Annotated in this window: 14 protein-coding genes; 12 read left to right on the top strand and 2 right to left on the bottom strand. The window is 42.1% G+C overall.

Annotated features, from left to right (window positions below):
- Positions 1-17: 17 nt before the first annotated feature.
- The 6 genes from DXB77_RS08450 (at position 18) to DXB77_RS08425 (ending at position 7,992) form a co-directional block, all read left to right on the top strand.
- Positions 18-704, top strand: coding sequence for a response regulator transcription factor (locus DXB77_RS08450; protein ID WP_117808803.1), 687 nt, complete (start codon positions 18-20; stop codon positions 702-704).
- A 49-nt stretch (positions 705-753) separates the two neighbouring features.
- Complete coding sequence (locus DXB77_RS08445) at positions 754-2,214, top strand: ATP-binding protein (protein WP_117823348.1); 1,461 nt, start codon at positions 754-756, stop codon at positions 2,212-2,214.
- Between the two features lie 11 nt (positions 2,215-2,225).
- Positions 2,226-3,167 (top strand): GerMN domain-containing protein, encoded by a 942-nt coding sequence (locus DXB77_RS08440; RefSeq protein ID WP_117808805.1) that lies wholly within the window; start codon positions 2,226-2,228, stop codon positions 3,165-3,167.
- A gap of 122 nt (positions 3,168-3,289) precedes the next feature.
- A complete protein-coding gene (locus tag DXB77_RS08435; RefSeq protein ID WP_243100169.1) occupies positions 3,290-5,836 on the top strand; it encodes a DNA internalization-related competence protein ComEC/Rec2 in 2,547 nt (848 codons plus the stop codon).
- A 529-nt stretch (positions 5,837-6,365) separates the two neighbouring features.
- Positions 6,366-7,142, top strand: coding sequence for an ATPase (locus tag DXB77_RS08430; protein ID WP_118663017.1), 777 nt, complete (start codon positions 6,366-6,368; stop codon positions 7,140-7,142).
- 220 nt (positions 7,143-7,362) lie between these two features.
- The gene (locus DXB77_RS08425; RefSeq protein ID WP_242997358.1) at positions 7,363-7,992 is read left to right on the top strand and encodes a helix-turn-helix domain-containing protein; all 630 of its coding nucleotides are present in this window, start codon (positions 7,363-7,365) and stop codon (positions 7,990-7,992) included.
- Positions 7,993-8,107: 115 nt separating this feature from the next.
- Here DXB77_RS08425 and mgtE read toward each other — a convergent pair whose 3' ends face one another.
- A complete protein-coding gene (mgtE, locus tag DXB77_RS08420; RefSeq protein ID WP_118663016.1) occupies positions 8,108-9,499 on the bottom strand; it encodes a magnesium transporter in 1,392 nt (463 codons plus the stop codon).
- Between the two features lie 386 nt (positions 9,500-9,885).
- Here mgtE and DXB77_RS08415 point away from each other — a divergent pair, with 386 nt between their 5' ends.
- The 3 genes from DXB77_RS08415 (at position 9,886) to holA (ending at position 12,174) form a co-directional block, all read left to right on the top strand.
- Complete coding sequence (locus DXB77_RS08415) at positions 9,886-10,269, top strand: VOC family protein (protein ID WP_118484777.1); 384 nt, start codon at positions 9,886-9,888, stop codon at positions 10,267-10,269.
- A gap of 160 nt (positions 10,270-10,429) precedes the next feature.
- Positions 10,430-11,092 carry a DUF6198 family protein gene (locus tag DXB77_RS08410; RefSeq protein ID WP_117808810.1) on the top strand — a complete coding sequence of 221 codons (663 nt, stop codon included), beginning with the start codon at positions 10,430-10,432 and terminating at the stop codon, positions 11,090-11,092.
- 68 nt (positions 11,093-11,160) lie between these two features.
- Positions 11,161-12,174, top strand: a complete 1,014-nt coding sequence (gene holA / locus DXB77_RS08405; protein ID WP_117823362.1) for a DNA polymerase III subunit delta — start codon at positions 11,161-11,163, stop codon at positions 12,172-12,174.
- A 179-nt stretch (positions 12,175-12,353) separates the two neighbouring features.
- Here the strand turns inward: holA and rpsT are convergent, their stop codons facing one another.
- Entirely contained in the window at positions 12,354-12,617 is a 264-nt protein-coding gene (gene rpsT, locus DXB77_RS08400; RefSeq protein WP_021944824.1) for a 30S ribosomal protein S20, read from the bottom strand.
- Positions 12,618-12,904: 287 nt separating this feature from the next.
- On the opposite strand from rpsT, the gene glyA reads away from it, so the two are divergent.
- The 3 genes from glyA (at position 12,905) to DXB77_RS08385 (ending at position 21,426) form a co-directional block, all read left to right on the top strand.
- Positions 12,905-14,140: a serine hydroxymethyltransferase gene (gene glyA, locus DXB77_RS08395; RefSeq protein ID WP_021944825.1), complete on the top strand. Its 1,236-nt coding sequence runs from the start codon at positions 12,905-12,907 to the stop codon at positions 14,138-14,140.
- A 9-nt stretch (positions 14,141-14,149) separates the two neighbouring features.
- Positions 14,150-15,715 (top strand): LCP family protein, encoded by a 1,566-nt coding sequence (locus DXB77_RS08390; protein ID WP_118663015.1) that lies wholly within the window; start codon positions 14,150-14,152, stop codon positions 15,713-15,715.
- 245 nt (positions 15,716-15,960) lie between these two features.
- Positions 15,961-21,426, top strand: a complete 5,466-nt coding sequence (locus DXB77_RS08385) for a fibronectin type III domain-containing protein (RefSeq protein WP_118663014.1) — start codon at positions 15,961-15,963, stop codon at positions 21,424-21,426.
- Positions 21,427-21,491: the final 65 nt, after the last annotated feature.

Below are 21,491 nucleotides of genomic sequence, written 5' to 3'. Positions count from 1 at the left end.
AAAGGTGGAAATCTGGTATGAAAAAGGTATTGGTCGTAGATGATGAGAAACTGATCGTGAAAGGTCTGAAATTCAGTCTGGAACAGGATGATATGGAAGTAGACGTGGCATATGATGGCGGAGAGGCGTTTGAGAAGATCAAAAACAATGATTATGATATCGTTCTGTTAGACATCATGATCCCGGTTTATACCGGAATTGAAGTATGTCAGATGGTGCGTGAATTTTCCAATGTTCCGATCATTATGCTGACGGCCAAGGGTGAGGATATGGATAAGATCATGGGTCTTGAATATGGTGCAGATGATTATATCACCAAACCATTTAACATACTGGAGGTAAAGGCAAGGATCAAAGCTATCTTAAGAAGAAGCGGAAAAAAGGCAGAGCCTGTAAAACCGGTAAATATTTTAGAAATCAATGGCATGAAGGTAGAATTGGATAGCCGCCGTGTATTTGTTCATGGAAAGGAACTGAATCTGACAGCAAAAGAATTTGATTTGCTGGAGCTTCTGATGGCGCATCCGAATAAGGTTTATTCCAGAAATGAACTGTTAGATACGATCTGGGGCAGTACATATCCGGGAGATGCCAGAACTGTGGATGTTCATGTAAGAAGACTTCGTGAGAAGATTGAGGAGAATCCGGGTGAGCCGGTGTATATTCATACAAAATGGGGCGTTGGCTACTATTTTAAAGGATGATGAGACAGGGAATGCGTAGAGCATTCCTATCTTACTGGATTTTTTTGGAATGGAAAAAAGTAAAGATGAAAATGTAGAAAATAAGAATAAAAATATCTGGAAAAACAGCAGGCGGAGGATCAGTCTTCAGGTTGTTATCTTTGTAATGATCATGGCAGGTTTTTATCTGATCTCAATCAGTATGAAAACGGTTCTGCTGCAGTTGATGTTGAATCAGAGATATAGTGATTGTGAAACACTGTTGCAGGAAAACGCAAAAAATCTGGAATATCTGATCAATGATATTAATTCGGAAACAGAAGGTACAAGCAAGACTTTTCATGGTATGAACACTCTGGCGTACAGCCTGTCTGCCAGAGTTATGATCGTAGATACTGATTACAGGGTAGCCTATGACAGCTTTCGTCTGTTGAAGGATACCTATATCATGAATAATGATATCTATGAGATCATGAAGGGAGACAGAGACGAACGGCTGGTACGGGAACAGTCCTACATTGAGTATATGTTTCCTGTGGTGAACCGGGAAGGTTATATTGATGATGTAGCTGTGATCGCAGTCAGTCTGGAAAGCATGGAAAACGAAAGAGGATATTTGTCATACCGTGCCAATATCTTGATCTGTATTTTTATGGTGATCGGGGTGCTGACAGCATTTTTCATTTCTTATATGGCGGTTCGTGATACCAGAAAGATCAAGAGTCAACTTGTAAATATGAAGGATGGATTTCTGGGACAGATTTCATCGGATGGTTTATGGCGAGAAGCTGGGAGCGTTGTTGACAATATGAATGGGATATTTGCCAAATCGCAGTTGTTGGAGGAATCCCGGCAGGAATTTGTATCAAATGTATCACATGAGCTGAAAACACCGATTACTTCAATGAAGGTTTTATCAGAATCGATCTTGATGCAGGATAATGTTCCGGTTGAGATGTACCGGGAATTCATGAACGATATTGTTTTAGAGATTGACCGTGAAGCGCAGATCATCAGTGATCTGCTGACGCTGGTCAAGACAGATAAGGGATCAGACAGCCTGAATATCGAGCGGGTGGATATCAATGAGCTGATGGAGGTTATTCTGAAACGGTTGACGCCTCTGGCAGAAAAGAGAAGCATTGAGATCACATTTGAAAGCTTCCGGGAAGTGGAAGCTGATATTGATAAGGTGAAGTTTACGCTGGCAATCTCCAATCTGATCGAAAATGGAATCAAATATAATGTGGATGGCGGATGGATCCGCGTATCCCTGAATGCCGATCATAAGAATCTGTATATTAAGGTTGCCGATTCCGGTGTTGGTATTCCGGAGGATTGTGTAGAGCATATATTCGAACGTTTCTACAGAGTAGATAAGGCGAGAAGCAGGGATACCGGAGGGACCGGTCTTGGACTTGCAATCTCAAAGAATATTATCGTTATGCATAAGGGTATTATAAATGTGTACAGTGAGCCTGGAAAGGGAACCACATTTACAGTACGTGTTCCGATGAACTATGTGAAATAAAGGAGCAGAAGATGGAGAAACGGATCATGCATATTATAAGCGGGATGCTGTTAGTTGTAGCTCTGCTGTCTATGACCGGATGTGGGAAAAGTGGACATGCGGAGAGTCAGAGAACAGATACCGGTACGGATGCCGGGATGCAGACATATTCCGTATATTATATGAATCAGAAATGGACAGAGTTTTCTGTCTATGATACGAAGATCGATCAGTTGGAATCAACGGAAAATGTGATAGATAAGCTGATGAATCTGTTGATATCAACAGAAGACGAGCAGCTTTATAAGATTCCGGTTGCAGATGGAATGACCTATCAGCGATATTCTTATGATGGAAAAGGACTGGTAACGATCATGTTCAATCTGGATTATGATACCGCAGAGAATTATCAGATCCTGTTGTGTAAAATGGCATTTACAAAAACCCTGTGTCAGGTAAATGGTATTTCAGGGGTTTCATTTGAATTGTCGGATCTGATTGGAGAGAAGAAGGTAGATACAAGTGTTTACAATGCGGAATCATTTTCAACGATCGGTGATAATTTTATGGAGGCTTCTTATTCTGTGACGATCTATACGCCGGATAATACCGGAAAACGGCTGGATAAGCAGACGACGGAGATTGATGCGTTGTCTTACAAAGCACCGGAGGAACAGATCATGGAAGCACTTCGAAATTCCCAGGAATGGAAGAGTCCGATCGATAAGGATGTAGATATTCTTGATATCTATGTGTTGGATCGGGTGTGTTATGTTAATTTCAGCAAGACCTTTTTGGATCATGTCGGTGATTATGATGACAAAGTGATCATTTATTCGCTGGTTGATTCTCTGACAGAGCTGTCAGATGTGGATGGTGTTGTATTTGAGGTAGAAGGCAGTCAGGATCTTGTATATGGAGAGAATTTGGATTTCTCAGAGACATACACAGCGAATTATTCAATGTGTAATTAGACAGGTACTGACAGATAGCGGAGGAAAAGAAAATAAAAAGACCACTATTTTGGGCCGCATGTGCATTTATGCTTGGAGAGGCGGAGGCGATTGCTGGCAGCAGGTGGTTTACTTTGGCTGCAATGATAGTTGCAGCCTTTTTTCTGTTTACGGGAGAAAAAGGGCAAAAACAGGGAAAAAGGCAAAAACAGAAAGAAGAGTCCGGCTGGGATGAAAAAATACGGATGTCGGACAGGCGAAGACAGACAAAGCGGAGTGTGGATGTAAAACGAACAGTAAGAGTAACTGTCGGAATTCTCATATATGTGCTGTTTGCCGGAATGGGGTATATGAATATCAACATATTGCATGAGCAGGAACAATATGCTTCCCGGCTGAACGGTTGTTCCGGAACAATTTCCGGAACGATATACGAGATAAAGGAAACGGAAAACAGGCAGCAGGTCTTTATTAAGATCGTGGATGCAAGAGGAATGTCCGGTGAAGAATGGACTGGGTTTCATGAAAATATGAAGCTGCTTGTATATGTGGAGAAAGGGATAACCTTGTATCCGGGACAGGAGGCAGTATTTGCCGGCAGATTTGAACAGCCGGAACATGCGGGAAATCCGGGAGCCTTTGATGCATATCGATACTACAGGAGCCAGGGGATCTTTCTTATACTTTCAGATGCAGAGCTGCAGAAAACAGGAAAACAGTACTCGTATATACGGGCGGGGCTCCGGAAGCTCCGAAAACGGATATCAGATGTAATTGGTAACTTATACGGAGAGGAGGATGCATCTGTGATCCGGGCGATGCTTTTGGGTGAACGACAGGGGATGGATGGTGACGTGAAACGGATGTATCAGTTGAATGGTATTGCACATATTCTTGCAATATCGGCATTACATATTGCGATCATTGGTATGACCTTGTATCGGCGTATGCGAAAATGGGGAGTTTCCTACTGGAGTGCGGGAATTGGATGCAGTATTCTGGTTATTCTGTATGGACAGATGACCGGACTTGCAGGATCAACGATGCGGGCGATCATTATGATGGGGCTCCTGTTATTGGGGAAAGCCATTGGGCGTTCGGTGGATCTTCTGACCTCAACAGGAATTGCCGGGGTATGGATGTCGGTGATAAATCCTTATGTTGTATTAGATGCCGGATTTCAGCTTTCATTTGCAGCGATAATCGGGATAGCTGTGATCGTGCCGGTGTTACAACGGGTATTTAGCAAAAGGGGAAGTGCCGACCTAATCAATAAGCTTGGTGCAGGGACGGTGTTACAACACATATTTGGTGTAGGGGAGAAAATCCGGCAATCGTTTGCTGTCAGTATGGCAACCTTTCTGGCGACTCTGCCGGTGATCGTCTACTATTATTACCAGTTTCCATTGTATGGCATTTTATTAAATCTGATCGTCGTACCGTGTGTATCGGTCATCCTGACCGGTGGGATCGGAACGGTTATCTGTGGCTGCATATCACTTCAGGTGGCGGGCTGGCTTACGATTCCGGTGAAGGGGATTTTGTGGTTATATGAAAAGTTGTGTCAGGGAATGGAACAGCTTCCCGGAGCCTGTATCAATATTGGACATATCCCGGTGAAGCTGGTGGTGGGTTATTATATTGCATTACTGGTATCTTTATATTTTATGACCAGGATGAGAGCAGATAGAGGAAATAGAACGGAAGGAAAACAGACTCAAAAAATCGTAAAAAAGTCAAAATGGCAGGTCCGTAGGAATCAGGCAGTGGAAGAAAAGTGTGATCAGCAGACGATAAAGGAACGGAAACACAGAAAAATCCGGTATGGGATCGCAGAGATTTTTGTCGTGCTGATATTCTGTATATATGCAGGAAGCGTGCTCGATCGTCCGTTTACGGTTACCTTTCTGGATGTCGGGCAGGGGGATGGCATACTGATCCGGACGGAACAGGGAACCAATATTATGATCGATGGCGGATCTTCGGATAATGAAAAGGTGGGAGAATATGTTCTGCTTCCGGCTCTCCGGTATTACGGGATGGTGGATCTGGATTATGTCTTTGTAACACATGGGGATCAGGATCATATATCCGGACTTCTGGATCTATATGAACTTGAGCATACCGGAATCCGGATCCGAAACCTTGTTGTGGCGAAGTATGGTGACCGAGAAGGACTGCAGGAACTGATCGAGCTGGCAGCACAACATGGAACGGAGGTTATATATATGGATGCGGGTAGCATATTTTCTGAACCGGAAGCCGGAGCTTCCGGGATGTTTCGGATCGCATGCATATATCCGGGAGAATCGGATGTTCACACAGATGCAAATGAAGCTTCTCTTGTGCTGCAGGCAAGTGTCGGTTCTTTTCATCTTTTGTTTACAGGCGATGCAGGGGAAACAGCAGAACAGCAGATGACAGAGACTGGAAGATTGGATGCGGTTAATGTTTTAAAAACAGGGCATCATGGCTCCAGATATGCAACCTCGGAGTCATTTCTTCAATATATAAAGCCGCAGTATGCGGTGATCAGTTGTGGAAAAAAGAACCGGTATGGCCACCCACATAAAGAAACGCTGGAGAGACTGCAGGCTGCTGGTGCGGAGGTTTACCGCACCGACAGCAGCGGCGCTGTAATTTTACAGATACGGGCAGGAAAAATTATGCTTCATGGGTACGGAGGATAAAATTAAGCATTGATACCAAGCCCCAAATGAAATAATGGGTATATGAGAGAAAAGATTTGGATAATACCATCGATGAAAGAAGAATTTTGGGTATTATTCAAGAAAATGGACTGTTATACCAAGGCTAATGGCGGTGCAAGGGGTATGGAAGAAAGCAAGCTAATATAATACCCGCTACAATAGATTGGCGAGGGTATGGAAGAAAGCAAGCTAATATAATACCCGCTACAATAGATTGGCGAGGGTATGGAAGAAAGCAAGCTAATATAATACCCGCTACAATAGATTGGCGAGGGTATGGAAGAAAGCAAGCTAATATAATACCCGCTACAGCGGATTGAACAAGGGTATGGATAAAGAAAATTAGACAATATACCACAAACAGGATGAGCAGAAGGGTATGCAAAGTGGGGAAATAGCCTGATACCATGGGAGAAGTGTTTTCAGGGGGTATTAACAAATAAAAATGGAAATTATACCAATAAAAATATTGCAGAAAAAGAACATAAAAGAAACGAGGAGAATGCGTATGATTAAAGATATAATAATAAAGAGAATCGTCAAATTGAAAAAAGAAATACAGAAGATAGAGATATTAGAGAAAACATTTCCGAAAGAAGAATTAATATGTGCCAAAAATGGAAAAGGATATAAGTGGTATTTGAAGAGTGCAGGAAAGCCGATATATCTGCCAAAGAAAGAGAGACTCTTGGCTGAAAAACTTGCTATGAAAAAGTATTATATGTTAAGAAAACGGGATTTAATGTGCGAGCTTGAAGCATGTAATGCATATATAAGAAAAGTGCAAAAGGAAAATAATGCATCTGATATGTTATTGGAAAATGATGGTTACATTGAATTGCTGGGAAAGGCATTTGGACCGCATTCAGAAAATTTAGAAGCATGGATGACAGAAGAATATGAAACAAATAAGAAATATCCGGAGAATTTGAATATAAAAGGGACGCAGGGTAAGTATCTTCGTTCTAAATCAGAAGCAATGATCGATAATGTTTTATTTCGGGAAAGAATACCATTTCGATATGAAAATCAGTTGGTGCTGGATGGGATAGTAATGTATCCGGATTTTACGATTCGACATCCAAAAACAGGAGAGTATTATTATTGGGAACATTTCGGTATGATGGACAATCCAGAATATGCGAGTCATGCCTGCAGGAAAATAAAAACATATTGTGATAATGGAATAATACCATCTATTAATTTAATTATGACATATGAAACCAGTGCTTGTCCTATTGGAATGGAAAGAATAGAGCAAGTGGCAGAATATTATTTCGGATAAATGACACATTTGATATAATGAAAGCAAAATTATTTGCTCGCAAGGATGCTGATTTTGCGGAATGCATAGAATGTGCGAAGCACATGATATAATTAGTATAAAGAAACGGCAAACTATACTCTACAGTGCGTAGAATCCGCAGAAATTCACCATTTTCTACGCTTTATGGGTATGATGCCGGATGCAGGTATGTAATAATCTGGTCAGAAAGGAGGCAGATATGGATCAGATCAGTATAGGCAGGTTTATTGCAGCAGAAAGAAAAAGAAAAGGTTGTACACAGAAGCAGCTTGCAGAAAAACTGAATATCAGTGATAAAACAGTTTCTAAATGGGAATGTGGAAAGGGATTCCCGGAAGTGTCTCTGTTATTACCTTTATGTAAGGAACTGGACATTACGGTAAATGAACTGTTGTCCGGTGCAAGAGTGTCTGAGGAAGAATATCAAAAGAAAGCGGAGGAAAATATGGTGAATATGATTAAAGAAAGAGAAGAAAACAAGAAGAAATTAATTCCTACAATTATAACGGGTTTAATTGCAACGATATCATTTATTACATTGATCATGGTTGTTGCAGTGTATACAGAGGTGATCGCAGTACCGGTTAAGATATTACTGATAGTGATCGCATGTGTTATATTTGGTTGTGGACTTATGGTTGCGATGGAAGGCGAGCGCACCATCGGTTATTACAAATGCCGTCATTGCAATGAGCTGTTTGTTCCGACCTTTGGTGCATATACAATGGGAATGCATATGATTTCAACAAGATATTTGAAATGTCCAAAATGTGGAACAAAAACCTGGTGTAAAAAAGTTCTGGCAAAAGGAAATAGAAACATGATGTAAAAAAGTTCCGGTAAAAGAAAACAGAAACACGATGTAAAAAAGTTCTTGCAAAAGAGAAGTGATTTCTGTTATAGAAAACAACCTGTCTTTTGCCGGAACGATGAAGATTCAAAACCTAAATATGAAAAATATTGATCAAAAATACCATTGCCAGTCCGTAGTAGGTGATCACGGCAACCAGATCATTGACCGTTGTAATGAGTGGACCGGAAGCAACCGCAGGATCAATATGGATCTTGTGGAAGAACATAGGAATGATAGTTCCGACAAAGCTTGAGATCACCATTGCAACGATCAGCGAGATGCCGACACAGCCAGAGATCAGGAATGCAGATGCCCATATATATTTCTTAAAATAGTGGATATAGATTCCTAAAAACAGGAGTGCCATGATTCCAAGGCTTGCACCATTTAAGAAGCCGATCTTCATTTCTTTGATAAGAAGGGAAAGCTTCTTTTTAGTACTCAGGTCTTCGTCCATAAGTACACGGATCGTAACAGCGAGGGACTGTGTGCCGACATTTCCAGCCATATCAAGGACAAGAGACTGGAAGCAGATCACGATCGGAAGTACCGCAACAACGGATTCAAACATTCCGACCACAGAGGATACCGCTATGCCAAGGAACAGAAGGATGATGAGCCATGGCAGACGTTTTTTCATGCTGGTAAAGGTAGGCTCGTTCAGATCTTCTTCAGATGTAAGACCGGCGAGCTTGGCATAGTCATCACCCATGGCATTATCAACCAGTTCTACGATGTCATTTGCAGTCAGGATACCGGCGATGGTTCCATTTTCGGATAAAACAGGGATGGAATCTTCTTCATAATCGGTAAGATCTTCGATACAGTCAGCAATCTTCACATGCTCATAGACAGATGGATAGGAGCGGCTGATAATATTTGACAAATGGTCATTTTCTCGTGCGATGATCAGATCTTTCAGATCGATAGCACCGGAAAACTGACCAGCCCGGTCGGTGGTATAGATCGTCGAGATATTATCATGTTCTCCTGCCTGCCGAACCAGTGCGCTCATAGCTTCACGGATAGACAGCGTGTCAGGAATACAGATATAATTGTTCGTCATACAGCTTCCGATCTCGTCATCCTCATAAGAAAGCAGTTTCTTTACATCTCTCCGGGAGTCGTCGTCCAGCCGGGCAACCATTTCCTGCTGTTGTTCGTCAGAGAATTCATCCAGAATATCCAGAGCATCATCTGCATCCATATCAGATATGACTCTTGCGGCTTTATCGAGTGACAGTTCATCCAGATATGGCTTGGCATCATCCAGATAGGAGAAAATTTCTGCAAGCCGTGGGGTGCCGATCATAGTATACAGGCGGATTCGTTCTGTTTCGTTTAGCCGTGTGATTGCTTCTGCGACATCTTTGTCGTGATAGTTTGCCAAATGCTTCTGCAATACCTGTGCGTTCTTTGCATTACGAATGATTTTTACGAGTTCTGTTACATAATCTTTTTTAAATACTGTGATTTTTGTCATTGTGACCTCCTTCCTGCCTGTTTTTAGGCATAAAAATACATCGTCTCAGTGTGAAGACCGGATGGTCAGGATCGTCTGATGCGATGTATGAAAAGGCACACAACAATATAAGATGGGGTTATCGGAGCTTCATAGACAGCCACATCCATTTATGCTTCCTTATCCTAACATCGCATATTTTACTTCGTCCAATACGATCGCAACTATCCATGAAAATTCACCTCCATTTGAAAATTGAATTTTAGATTTTTGTATTTGATATTCTCAAAAACCTCTGCTACTATAACAGAAAAGAGTTGAATTGACAACCTGGATAATCCGGGTTGGATAAATTTTATATTTCGGTTATTTTTTTGAAACACATAGAAAACAGGAGAATATCAGATATGCAGATAGAACATGTGGCAATGTATGTAGAAGATCTGGAAAAGACAAAAGATTTTTTTATAAAATATTTTGGGGCAAACGCGGGCGAGCGGTATTATAATCCGAAAACGGAGCTTCAGTCGTATTTCTTAAGCTTTGACGATGGAGCAAGACTGGAGATCATGCAGAAACCACGAGTATCCAATGTGAGAAAAGAGCTGGCACGAACAGGGTATATTCATATCGCGTTTTCGGTTGGAAGCAGAGAGAAAGTAGATGAGCTTACCAGGAGACTTCAGGAGGACGGATATAAAGTTGTCAGCGGACCACGGGTGACAGGTGATGGATATTATGAGAGCTGTGTTCTATGTATCGAGGATAATCAGATCGAAATCACGGTCTGAATTTCGGTCTGGATTTGGTAATATCTCACAAACTATACGCAAAGCCGCTTGACTTCGCCAGTGCCATTTCTTACAATAGATCAGTAGATAAAAGTCTGGTAGATGTATGATACCAGATTTTTTTTGTGGTTTAAAGTCAGAAAGAGAAAGGTGAGAGAAAATGAAGTGGAAAGATCGATTGGGAATCCGGCTGGTGGCATATCTGGGAGGCTTATTTATCATGACGGCAGGAATAGCCGTATCGGTAAAATCAAACCTTGGGGTATCGCCGGTAAGCTCGATCCCATATACGATTACCTGTGTATTTGGTATGGAGATGGGAAACGCAACTATCCTGTTTCATGTTGTGCTGGTTTTGCTGCAGATCCTGTTATTACGGAAAAATTTTAAATGGATCAATCTGTGTCAGATTGTAGTTGGAATTATATTTGGAAAATTTACAACTTTATGTAATTCACTTGTGGCGTTGCTGCCATCTACCGATAATATGTTGATACGACTGGGAATGATGCTGATCAGTGTTGTTCTGATCGCTGTCGGAATCTTCTTCTATCTGCCGGCAAATATTATGCCGCTTGCAGGAGAGGGAGCGATGCAGGCAGTATCAGCGATCACCGGTATTGCATTTCCAAAGGTTAAGATCGGATTTGACTGCAGTATGGTTATCATATCGTTAGTTACATGTTTGATCGCAATACATAGTGTTGGCAGTGTGGGAATCGGAACAGTCATGGCAGCGGTTCTGGTAGGCTTTGCACTGGGACTGGTAACAAAAGCATTTGGAACATGGCGTGACCATCTGTATTACGGAAGAATATCATAGACAGGTGTTGAAAATCAAATCGGTATTTGGCATAATGGATTGGAACAGGAAAGAAAGGAGACATAGCTATGGCAGCAGGAAAAAAACAGAGCGGTAAGGATGCAATGGCGGTTATCAACGAGCATATAAAGAATGAAAGCTATGCTCCGGTATATCTGTTATACGGAGATGAAACATATCTTGTGAACCAGTACAGAGACAAATTGCTTTCGGCGGTAACAGACCGTGAGGACAATATGAACTTTGCAAAGTTTGCAGGAGAGAAGATCGACCCGATGGAGATCATAGGCTTCTGTGAGACAATGCCATTCTTCGCTGACCGGCGTGTGGTGCTGGCAGAAGGAACCGGATTGTTTAAAAAGAGCTGTGAGGAATTTGCGGAGCGGATCAAAGAGCTGCCGGATACTTCGCTGATCCTGTTTGTTGAGTCAGAAGTTGATAAGAGAAATAAATTATATAAGACCGTTGATAAACTGGGAGAAGCCCTGTGCTTTGAAACACCAAATGAGAAGACGCTTGCTGTATGGGTTAAGGGAATGTTCAAGGGAGAAGGAAAACGGATAACCGATGATGCGATCCGTTCCCTGATCGAGCATACCGGATCAGATATGAATTCGATCAAGAATGAGATTGATAAGCTGATAAGCTATACGGTAGACAGGGAGGATGTAACTGTATCCGATGTGGAAGCTCTCTGCGTTGGCAATTCGGAGGGACATATATTTGAGATGATCGATGCCATATCCAGAAAGCAGCAGGATCGTGCACTTCACCTGTATCATGAGCTGCTTGAAAACAGGGAGCCTGCGATGCGAATTCTGTTTTTGATCGCCAGACAGTATGATCTGTTATTAAAAACAAAGATGTGTCTTGCCGAGAATAAAAATTATGCAGATACGGCATCGGTGCTAGGCATTCCGTCATGGTCGGTGAAGAAATATGCGGAACAGTGCCAGAATTATTCGGAACAGGAGCTGAAGAAGATCATGGAAGCCTGTCAGGATACCGATTACAAATTAAAGACCAGTCAGGCATCGGATGTAGTGGCAGTGGAAGTGTTGTTAATATCATTGAGTCGGTAGCTGGTATGTGACGCGCAGGAATGCAGTGAGTCAAAACATACCGTAGGTATTGCGATTTGGATGCCGGAATTATTACACAAAAAAACAGAACCTCAATGGGTTCTGTTTTTTTGACGGTTTTGATTATATATGTGCAGCCTTACATATGTAATCAATTATAAAAATATATATGAGTCAGATTAAGCCATCTTGTTGACAGCGGCTGTAAGACGTGATACTTTACGAGAAGCATTGTTCTTGTGGTAAACGCCCTTTGAAGCAGCCTTGTTAATCTCTGAGATAGCAACCAGAAGATTTGCCTGAGCAGCTTCTTTGTCACCAGCAGCGATAGCAGCTTCTACCTTTTTGATAACTGTCTTAACCTTAGACTTGATCATCTTGTTTCTTAAAGTCTTCTTGTCAATTACTTCAATTCTTTTCTTTGCAGATTTGATGTTAGCCAAAATTCTCTACCTCCATTTGAATTATAGATTATAATAAGGTTTTTACATTAAAACCGGACACGGACAATTCAATGTAAACATACTCATCAATATTAGTATAGAGAAATTTATTTGTCAAGGGGCGAAGTGAAAATATTTCCATTTCTGAAAAATAAGATCTGATCTTATTCCCATCAATTTTATTTCTATCCTATTTCTATTACTTGTTGGCTTGTATGGAAAGGGAGGACATGGTATACTGTTTCTATTAATGCGTTATATATTATTACATACCAGGAGGTAAGAAAATGTTTGGATTTGATGAAATTACAAAAGTAGATCCTGAAGTTGCGGCAGCAATGACGGATGAATTGAACAGACAGAATAACAATCTGGAGCTGATCGCATCAGAGAATATCGTATCAAAGGCAGTTATGGCAGCCATGGGAAGCCATCTGACTAACAAATACGCAGAAGGTTATCCTGGAAAGAGATATTATGGCGGATGCCAGTATGTAGACGTAGTGGAAGATCTTGCCAGAGAGCGTGCAAAAGAATTATTTGGATGTGAATATGTAAATGTTCAGCCACATTCCGGAGCACAGGCCAATATGGCAGTATTTTTTGCTATTTTAAATCCTGGCGATACGTTTATGGGAATGAATCTGGATCATGGCGGACATCTGACACATGGATCACCTGTAAATATGTCCGGTAAATATTTTCACTGTGTACCTTATGGTGTAAATGATGATGGCTTTATAGATTATGACAAGGTTCTTGAGATCGCAAAGGAATGCAAGCCAAAGTTGATCGTAGCGGGTGCATCTGCATATGCAAGAGCAATCGATTTCAAGAGATTCCGTGAGATTGCAGATGAGGTTGGTGCATATCTGATGGTAGATATGGCACATATCGCAGGTCTTGTAGCAGCAGGCCTTCATATGAGCCCGATTCCATATGCACATGTTACAACAACTACTACTCATAAGACACTTCGTGGACCTAGAGGTGGTATGATCATGTGCAGCAACGAGATCAATGAGAAGTTCAACTTCAATAAGGCAGTATTCCCTGGTATCCAGGGCGGACCTCTGATGCATGTCATCGCAGGTAAGGCAGTATGTTTAAAGGAAGCATTACAGCCGGAATATAAGGAGTATCAGGCACAGGTTGTAAAGAATGCAGCAGCACTTGCATCTGCATTAATGGCAAGAGGCTTCAATATCGTATCAGGTGGTACAGATAACCACCTTATGCTGGTGGATCTTCAGAATCTGGACCGTACCGGTAAGGAAGTAGAGAAGCTTTTAGATGAGGTTCATATCACTGTAAATAAGAACACAGTACCAAATGATCCAAAATCTCCGTTTGTAACAAGCGGTATCCGTATCGGAACACCGGCGGTTACAACAAGAGGTGCAAATGAAGCTGATATGGAGACAATTGCTGAGGCAATCAAGGCAGCAGTGATTGATGATGACAAGGCAAAAGCAGAAGCACTTGTTAAGAGTATTGTAGAGAAGTATCCACTGTATGCATAAGGTTGTTATATGGAAGATTTATTTGACGAGAAGCTGTTAGAAGCGATTCGGCTTGCAGAAGCATTGCAGGATGGACGGTCAGAAGAAAAAGAGTCAGAAGAAAAAAAGACAGAAGTAAAACAGGAAACCGAAAACAGCCGTCCGGTCAGCCGGACGGAAGAACCGGTTGCTGCTCCGGTTCCGCAGACTGGTGAGGAAGCAGTCGATCAGCTTATAAAAGAGATCGTGCAGGAAACACAGGAAGAGATCGCTGCCGAAGGTATCCAGACAGAGGATATCAGAAAAGAATTTTTTCAGAAGAAGGCAGAGAAAGCGAAACGGGAAAAGAAGAAGCTGGATCCGGAACTGGAATCCAGACCGGTATATGCACCCAAAAAGCTGAAAGATCCATGGAGTCTCAGGAAAAAGGTCTGTGTGATCCTGCTTGTTGTTGTACTGGTTGTGACCGGGATCCCTGCCGGTATATTTGCCAGAATGTATATGAATGGAAAGAACCGGCTGGCAGAAAATGCGCAGGGAGAAAAGGTGAGTTTTCATACAGACGGATCTTCTTCAACGGCTATCACATATAAAGGAAAGAACTACGTTTATAATACAGATACCGTATCGATTCTGGTATTTGGTGTTGATAATTCCGAATATGTGCCGAAGGAATCGGAAAAGAACGAAGAACCGAAGACAACAGAGGCGGCAACGGAGAAAACAAAGCCCAAAAAGTCAAAGAAGTCAAAGAAAACCTCAGAGGATACAGAAGCTACGACGGAAGCAGATCTCAGAGACAGAGATGATGCCCTGATCTATTCGGATGCAAATGGATCTGAATATGTCCGGTATGGCGGAAGGATCGATCTGTGCTTCCTGGTGGTATTTGATCTTCGAAATGATAAGCTTCACGTTATTAATATAAATCGTGACAGTATGACAGATGTGGATATTAAAACCATAGAAGGAAAAACAGCACTTACAGATCGGATGCAGATCGGACTGGCGTATGGTTATGGGGATGGAGAAATCGTCAGTTGTGAGAATTTTACACATGCGGTATCCGGACTGATGTATAATCTTCCGATTAACGGTTATGTGGCCTTTGACATGGATGCAATGGCAGATATCAATGACGTCCTGAGCGGGGTAACATTGACAGCCAGAGATACGATCAGTGAGAATGTCTTTGAGAAGGACGTAGTCACCTTACAGGGCAATGACGCATACCGGTATCTGGAAAAGATGGATACGGTAACGGATGCAGTCGGTGAACACGGCAGGCGGATGGAACGTCAGAGTCAGTATCTGGCAGGCTGGCTGGAGCGGTTTGAACAGTGCTATTCCGATGATAAGGGAATCATAAAGAAGGTATACGAGGCAGCAAGTCCATATCTGCAGACGAATCTGGACAGAGATGCCTGCCTGTATCTGTTCAGCAGAATGCGTGGAATGGATATAGCAGTTGCAGAGAAGGATATACAGGAGCTTCCGGGAACGTATGAACGCCCTGCTCATTTTGATGAGTATCAGGTGGATACGGGAAGTCTGGTAGAAGAGATGCTGGATATCTTCTATATTCCAACCAGTTAGTGTGACATATTATAAAATAAAAATAAAAAATATCCCAAATGCGGATTGAAGCGGCATGCAAAAAATGGTAAAATTCACTTAAATTTTGTTCGCGCGGAACTGCATTTGGGGTATTTTTTTATGTAATATCATAGGAGACAGGATGAAATGAAAAATATGCACAGAGGGGCAGTACAAATGTAGAGGCATCTTGTATAAAGTGTATAATACAGCGGGCATAACAGCAAGGAGGGCATTTTAGAAGCATGAGAGAACATGGAAAAAGAGTGGCAGCATGGTTCCTTACCGTTGTCATGGTCATCACGATGATCATGCCGTATGGCGGGGCAGGAATTCCATTTGCAGATTGGGTGAAGGCAGCGGATCTGATCGATCTGTCCGGAAAGGATGGAGCACATAAGGTTACTGTTGTAGCAACGACGGAAACCGGTCTTGGTAATTATTATACCGGAGAGGCGATCGAAGCACCGGTTACGGTAAAGGTAGATGGGGAGGAAGTACCGTCGGACTGTTATGATGTGGTATACACAAATAACGTGAACGTGTCAACTGCAACCGAGCTTGCCGTGGCAACGATAACCGGTAAACCGGAAAAGGGTTATACAGGAAGCAATACGGCAAAATTCAAAATTCGTGTCACACCGATCAATAAAGCAAAGGTCAAATTTGCATCCGATATGACGCTTGTATCCGGCAAGTATTATGTTCCGTATGTAAAGAATCTGGCAAATTCTCCGACAGTCGAATCGGTTACCTGGAATGGAAAGGTTCTGGTAGCGGAGAAAGATTATTATGAGAATGTTACTCTTTCAGAGAATTATCTGGAGATTGGTTCTAAGGGAACAACAGTGATTAAGGGAATGAATAATTTCAGTGGTTCCAAAACCTATACCTGGTATCTGAGGGCTGCCAATATCCAGGATCAGATCATCACACTAAGCAATTCCAATTACAGCTATGACGGAAAGGAAAAGAAGCCATCGGTTACGATTGCCGATGTGAACTCCTGGCTGGATGAGAATAATGATTATCAGTATCTGGAAGAAGACGTGGATTATACACTTTCTTACAGCAACAATATAAATCCGGGAACCGCAACCGTGACGATCACAGGTAAGGATTGTTACACCGGAAGCACATCCCTGAACTATACGATCAGCAGTGGAAGTGCAGCCTTAAAGGATATATCACAGACGACCGTGAATGTAGCATCATGTACATATAATGGACAGGCACAGACACCGGCTGTCGCGGTAAAGGATGGAAGCACGACATTAAAGCATGGAACGGATTATACGGTATCCTATTCTGCAAATACAAATGCAGGAAATGGAACGGTTCTGATCAGTGGATGCGGCAAATATACAAATACAAAGTCCCTCACTTTTAAGATCAATCCAAGAGATATTTCAAAGGCGACTTTGACGGCAGAGCCTGCAACATATAAATATGGAGCAGAAGTATTTTCACCAAAGATCAGTGTTTATGACAGCAAACTGGGAACAACATTGACGAATAAAACCGATTATACAGTTGCAAGCTATGTAGCAAAGACAGCCGGTACGGTTTCAATCAGTGCGACAGGAAAAGGCAATTATACAGGAACCGTTACCGGTACATTGACCGTCAATCCTTTGGATGTGACGAATACAGCAAGGGTAACACTGAACCAGACATCCTTTGATCAGACCGGTGCAGAGATCAGACCGACAGTAACGTCGGTCACTTCAGATGGATATACACTGACCGAAGGAACGGATTATACGGTATCTTATAAAGATAATGTAGCAGCCGGCAATCTGGCAAAGGTAATTGTTACGTTCAAGGGAAACTATACAGGTTCCAAAACCGTGTACTTTACGATCACTTCTTCCCTGCCGGATCTGTCAGGGGCAGTGTGCAGTACAATTGCAGATCAGACCTATACCGGAGCACAGATCAAACCGGAGGTTACAGTGACCTATGATGGCAAAACACTGACGAAGGACAGCGATTACACCGTTTCATATGGCACAAATGTCAACTGTGGTACAGGTACGGTTACGATCACCGGAAAGAACGGATACAGTGGAACGAAATCTGTAAATTTCAAGATCAGTGCAAGAGCGCTGGCAGATTGCTCGCTCAGTTATGATGAGAGCGTAAAATGGACAGGAAGTGCCGTAACTCCGAATATCCGTATCACATATGGTCAGAAGCTCTTAATAGAGGGTACGGATTATACCGTTGCTTATTCCAATAATATAAATGAGACAAGGGCAGCGACTGCTACAGTGACAGGAAAAGGTAATTTTACAGGAAGAAAAGTACTGACATATAAGATCACCAGAGATCGTACGGACGTCAATGCTTCAACGATTACAGTCGATGCGATCGCAGACCAGGAATACAATGCAGGACAGGGACTCCGACCTGCTGTTACAGTCAGAAATGGTGGTACGATCCTTACTCTGAATACAGATTATACGGTTACTTATACCAATAACTATACTGCAGGATCTACAGCAATAGTAACTATTACGGGAATCAATGATTATACAGGAACAAGAACAGTAACCTTTAATGTTGTTGCACTTGATCTGACAAATGCAAAGGTTGTTTTGGAAGCAGACAGTTATGAATATACAGGCATGCCACAGACTCCGGGTGTTACATCCTTTACAACTGTATCCGGAAAGACCTACACCAGTATGACGAATTTCACTGTGAATTATTCGAATAATACAAACTGCGGAACGGCAACGGTAACTATAAAAGGAAAAAATGCAAACTTTACAGGATATGCAGTGGGAACATTTACTGTTACAAAGAAATCGATCAACGGAGCGGTTTTCAGTAATATTACAGCATGTACATTTACAGGAAGTGAACAGAAGCCGACAGCAACCGTAAAGATTGGAACTACGACTTTAGCTGCCAATGCAGATTATGAATTATCCTATAAAAATAATATCAATGCCGGTACAGGAACGATTACAGCAACAGGAAAAGGTAACTATAGCGGAAGTTCAAAGACGACCTTCACGATCGCAGCCAGAGCTATTTCAAGCTGTAAGGCAGAATACAGCAAAGAGATGGTATATACCGGATCCGAGGTAAAGCCTTCTGTAAAACTGACCTATGGTTCCTATGAACTGAAGGCAGGAACGGATTACACTGTTTCCTATAGCAATAATATAAATGAAACAGACAGTGCATCGATCCGGATCACAGGAAATGGAAATTTCAGCGGTACACAGGCCTGTACATTTAAGATCACAAAGATTGTAACAAACATCAATGACAGTTCAATCAGCATAGCATCGATCGGAGATCAGGAGTATCAGGGAGGAGAAGCCATTATTCCGAAGCTCAGGATCACACGGGATGGAGTTACTCTGGTAGAAGGTGAGAGTTATACTGTAACAGTAACCAACAATAAGACGGTCGGTTCCACTGCAACCATTACGATCCAGGGCATCGGAGCATATACAGGTACAAGAACCCTGACATTTAAGATCGTGGCAGCAGATATTACAGGTGCAGAAGTAGCACTTGTACAGCGGTCATATGAATATACAGGTGCGGCATTTACACCGGCAGTTGTAAGCCTTACAACCACAGGTGGAAAGCGGATCACAAATCTGTCAGAATTCAGTGTTTCATATTCCGGCAATACCAATGTCGGAACGGCAACCGTTACTGTGACCGGAACCGGCAGTAATTATAAGGGAACCACAACCGGAACTTTTGCGATCACGCGGAAATCGCTGAATGATTCACTGGTAATGAATGTGGGTACAGTGACTTATACAGGATCAGCGTTAAGTCCGGATATTACAGTAACCTTTAACGGCAAAACGCTTACAAAGGGCAAGGATTATGCAGCTGCATTTACAAATAACATCAATGCCGGAACTGCAAAAGCAAAGATTACAGGTCTTGGCAATTATGATGGAACAGTTGAAAAGACCTTTACCATTCAGCCTTTTGATATAAATAATGGCGGTTTTATCATGGTTACAGGTTCTCCATATACCTATACAGGAGGAGAACTGAAACCGGGATGCACTGTTCTGATAAGTGGAAGATCACTGGCGGCTGCAAACTATGATGTGACATATTCCAACAATATCAATGTCGGAACTGCAACGATCACAGTTACAGGCAAAGGCAATTATAAGGGAACGATAACTGAAAAATTTACGATCCAGGCGAAGCCTCTGAAAGACACTTCTGTGACTTACGCAAATCTGATGGCATATACAGGAAAGCAGGTTTGTCCGGAAGTAAAGGTAATGGATGGAGCAGTTGAGCTGAAGAAAAATGTGGATTATGATGTCAGCTATCAGAACAATACAGAAGTGACAACATCTGCACGGATCCGGATCACAGGAAAAGAAAATTATACAGGAACAATAGACCGGTATTTCTCAATCCAGAAACAGGAGATCAATCTCAAGGAGGCAGAGATAACGGCCGAGAACCAGACTTATAACGGCAGGGAACAGAAGCCGGCTGTTACAGTAAAGGTATCCGGTAGAGTGATCGATCCATCCGAATACAGTGTGCTCTATTCTGAAAATATCAATGCCGGAACTGCAAGGATCACGGTAAATGGTCTTTCGGATTCCTTTAAAAATACAGGATATGGAACCTTTACGATCCTTCCAAAACAGATAGAGAAATGTACAGTGTCCTATACAAAGAGCGTATCCTATACAGGAAAGGCTGTCACACCTTCCGTTATTGTCAAGGATACAGCAAGAAATGCAGTGCTGAGCGCCGGTGCATCTGCAGACTATACGGTATCGTATCAGTCTAATATAGAGCCGACAACTAAGGCTGTGATACAGATTATAGGAAATGGAAATTACACCGGTACATTGACACAGTATTTTGCAATTGTAAAACAGACGACACCGGTTACAAAGACAGATCTGTCTGCGGCAGTTATAACGGTGGCAGATCAGACTTACACCGGAAAAGCGTTAACACCTGCAGTTACTGTTACATTAAAGGGTAAGGTGCTGAAGCTGAATACAGATTACACGGCAGCATATTCCAACAATACAAATGTTGGTACAGCGAAGGTTGTGATAACCGGAAAAGGCAATTATACAGGAAGTGCGTCAAAGACATTTGCAATTAAGGCAAAGACCACACCAAATGTGAAGAAGCCTGGTGTAACGAAAAAGATTACAGTAAGCAAGATCAAGACAACTTCTGCAAAGATCACATGGAAGAAGGTATCTGATGCAGATGGATATATGATCTACCAGAAGCAGGGCTCCGGCAAGAAGAAACTTATAAAAACGGTGGGTAAGAATGCATCTTCTTACAATGCGAAGAAGCTGAAAGCAGGAACCAAATACACTTATAGTGTATATGCTTATAAGAAGTCAGGAAACTCTAAGATAAAGGGCAAAGAGAAGAGTAAGGCCTTTGTAACGAAGCCGTCAAAGGTAAAATCAGTAAAGACGACAGCGAAATCAAAGGCATGTAAGATAAGCTGGAAGAAGGTAGCCGGTGCCAGTGGATATCAGGTATATATGGCAACCTCAAAGAAAGGCAAGTATAAGAAGATCGGCGATACAAAGAAGCTGAATCTGACAAAGAAGAGCCTGAAAAAAGGAAAGACATATTATTTCAAGGTCAGAGCATACAAGACTCTGAATAAGAAAAAAACATATGGTGCTTATTCCGTTAAAGTAAAAGCGAAGATCAAATAAGCCGAAAATAAAAAAACAGCCATTGATGAAAAGGAAGCCGGATCCATATACGGATCCGTTTCCGA

Origin of the sequence: Clostridium sp. OM05-9, assembly GCF_003481465.1 — a bacterium.
In the GTDB taxonomy this organism is placed as follows: Bacteria; Bacillota; Clostridia; order Lachnospirales; family Lachnospiraceae; genus Coprococcus; species Coprococcus ammoniilyticus.
The sequence above is the reverse complement of the archived record's forward strand: the minus strand, read 5'-3'. Positions and strand labels throughout refer to the sequence as shown.

Bases quoted from the DNA above. Each gene is read 5' to 3' on its own strand.
- DXB77_RS08445 (WP_117823348.1), top strand. From the start codon at position 754: ATGGAAAAAAGTAAAGATGAAAATGTAGAAAATAAGAATAAAAATATC.
- DXB77_RS08415 (WP_118484777.1), top strand. From the start codon at position 9,886: ATGCAGATAGAACATGTGGCAATGTATGTAGAAGATCTGGAAAAGACA.
- DXB77_RS08450 (WP_117808803.1), top strand. From the start codon at position 18: ATGAAAAAGGTATTGGTCGTAGATGATGAGAAACTGATCGTGAAAGGT.
- DXB77_RS08440 (WP_117808805.1), top strand. From the start codon at position 2,226: ATGGAGAAACGGATCATGCATATTATAAGCGGGATGCTGTTAGTTGTA.
- DXB77_RS08390 (WP_118663015.1), top strand. From the start codon at position 14,150: ATGGAAGATTTATTTGACGAGAAGCTGTTAGAAGCGATTCGGCTTGCA.
- DXB77_RS08435 (WP_243100169.1), top strand. From the start codon at position 3,290: ATGATAGTTGCAGCCTTTTTTCTGTTTACGGGAGAAAAAGGGCAAAAA.
- DXB77_RS08425 (WP_242997358.1), top strand. From the start codon at position 7,363: ATGGATCAGATCAGTATAGGCAGGTTTATTGCAGCAGAAAGAAAAAGA.
- mgtE (WP_118663016.1), bottom strand. From the start codon at position 9,499: ATGACAAAAATCACAGTATTTAAAAAAGATTATGTAACAGAACTCGTA.
- DXB77_RS08410 (WP_117808810.1), top strand. From the start codon at position 10,430: ATGAAGTGGAAAGATCGATTGGGAATCCGGCTGGTGGCATATCTGGGA.
- glyA (WP_021944825.1), top strand. From the start codon at position 12,905: ATGTTTGGATTTGATGAAATTACAAAAGTAGATCCTGAAGTTGCGGCA.
- DXB77_RS08430 (WP_118663017.1), top strand. From the start codon at position 6,366: ATGATTAAAGATATAATAATAAAGAGAATCGTCAAATTGAAAAAAGAA.
- holA (WP_117823362.1), top strand. From the start codon at position 11,161: ATGGCAGCAGGAAAAAAACAGAGCGGTAAGGATGCAATGGCGGTTATC.
- DXB77_RS08385 (WP_118663014.1), top strand. From the start codon at position 15,961: ATGAGAGAACATGGAAAAAGAGTGGCAGCATGGTTCCTTACCGTTGTC.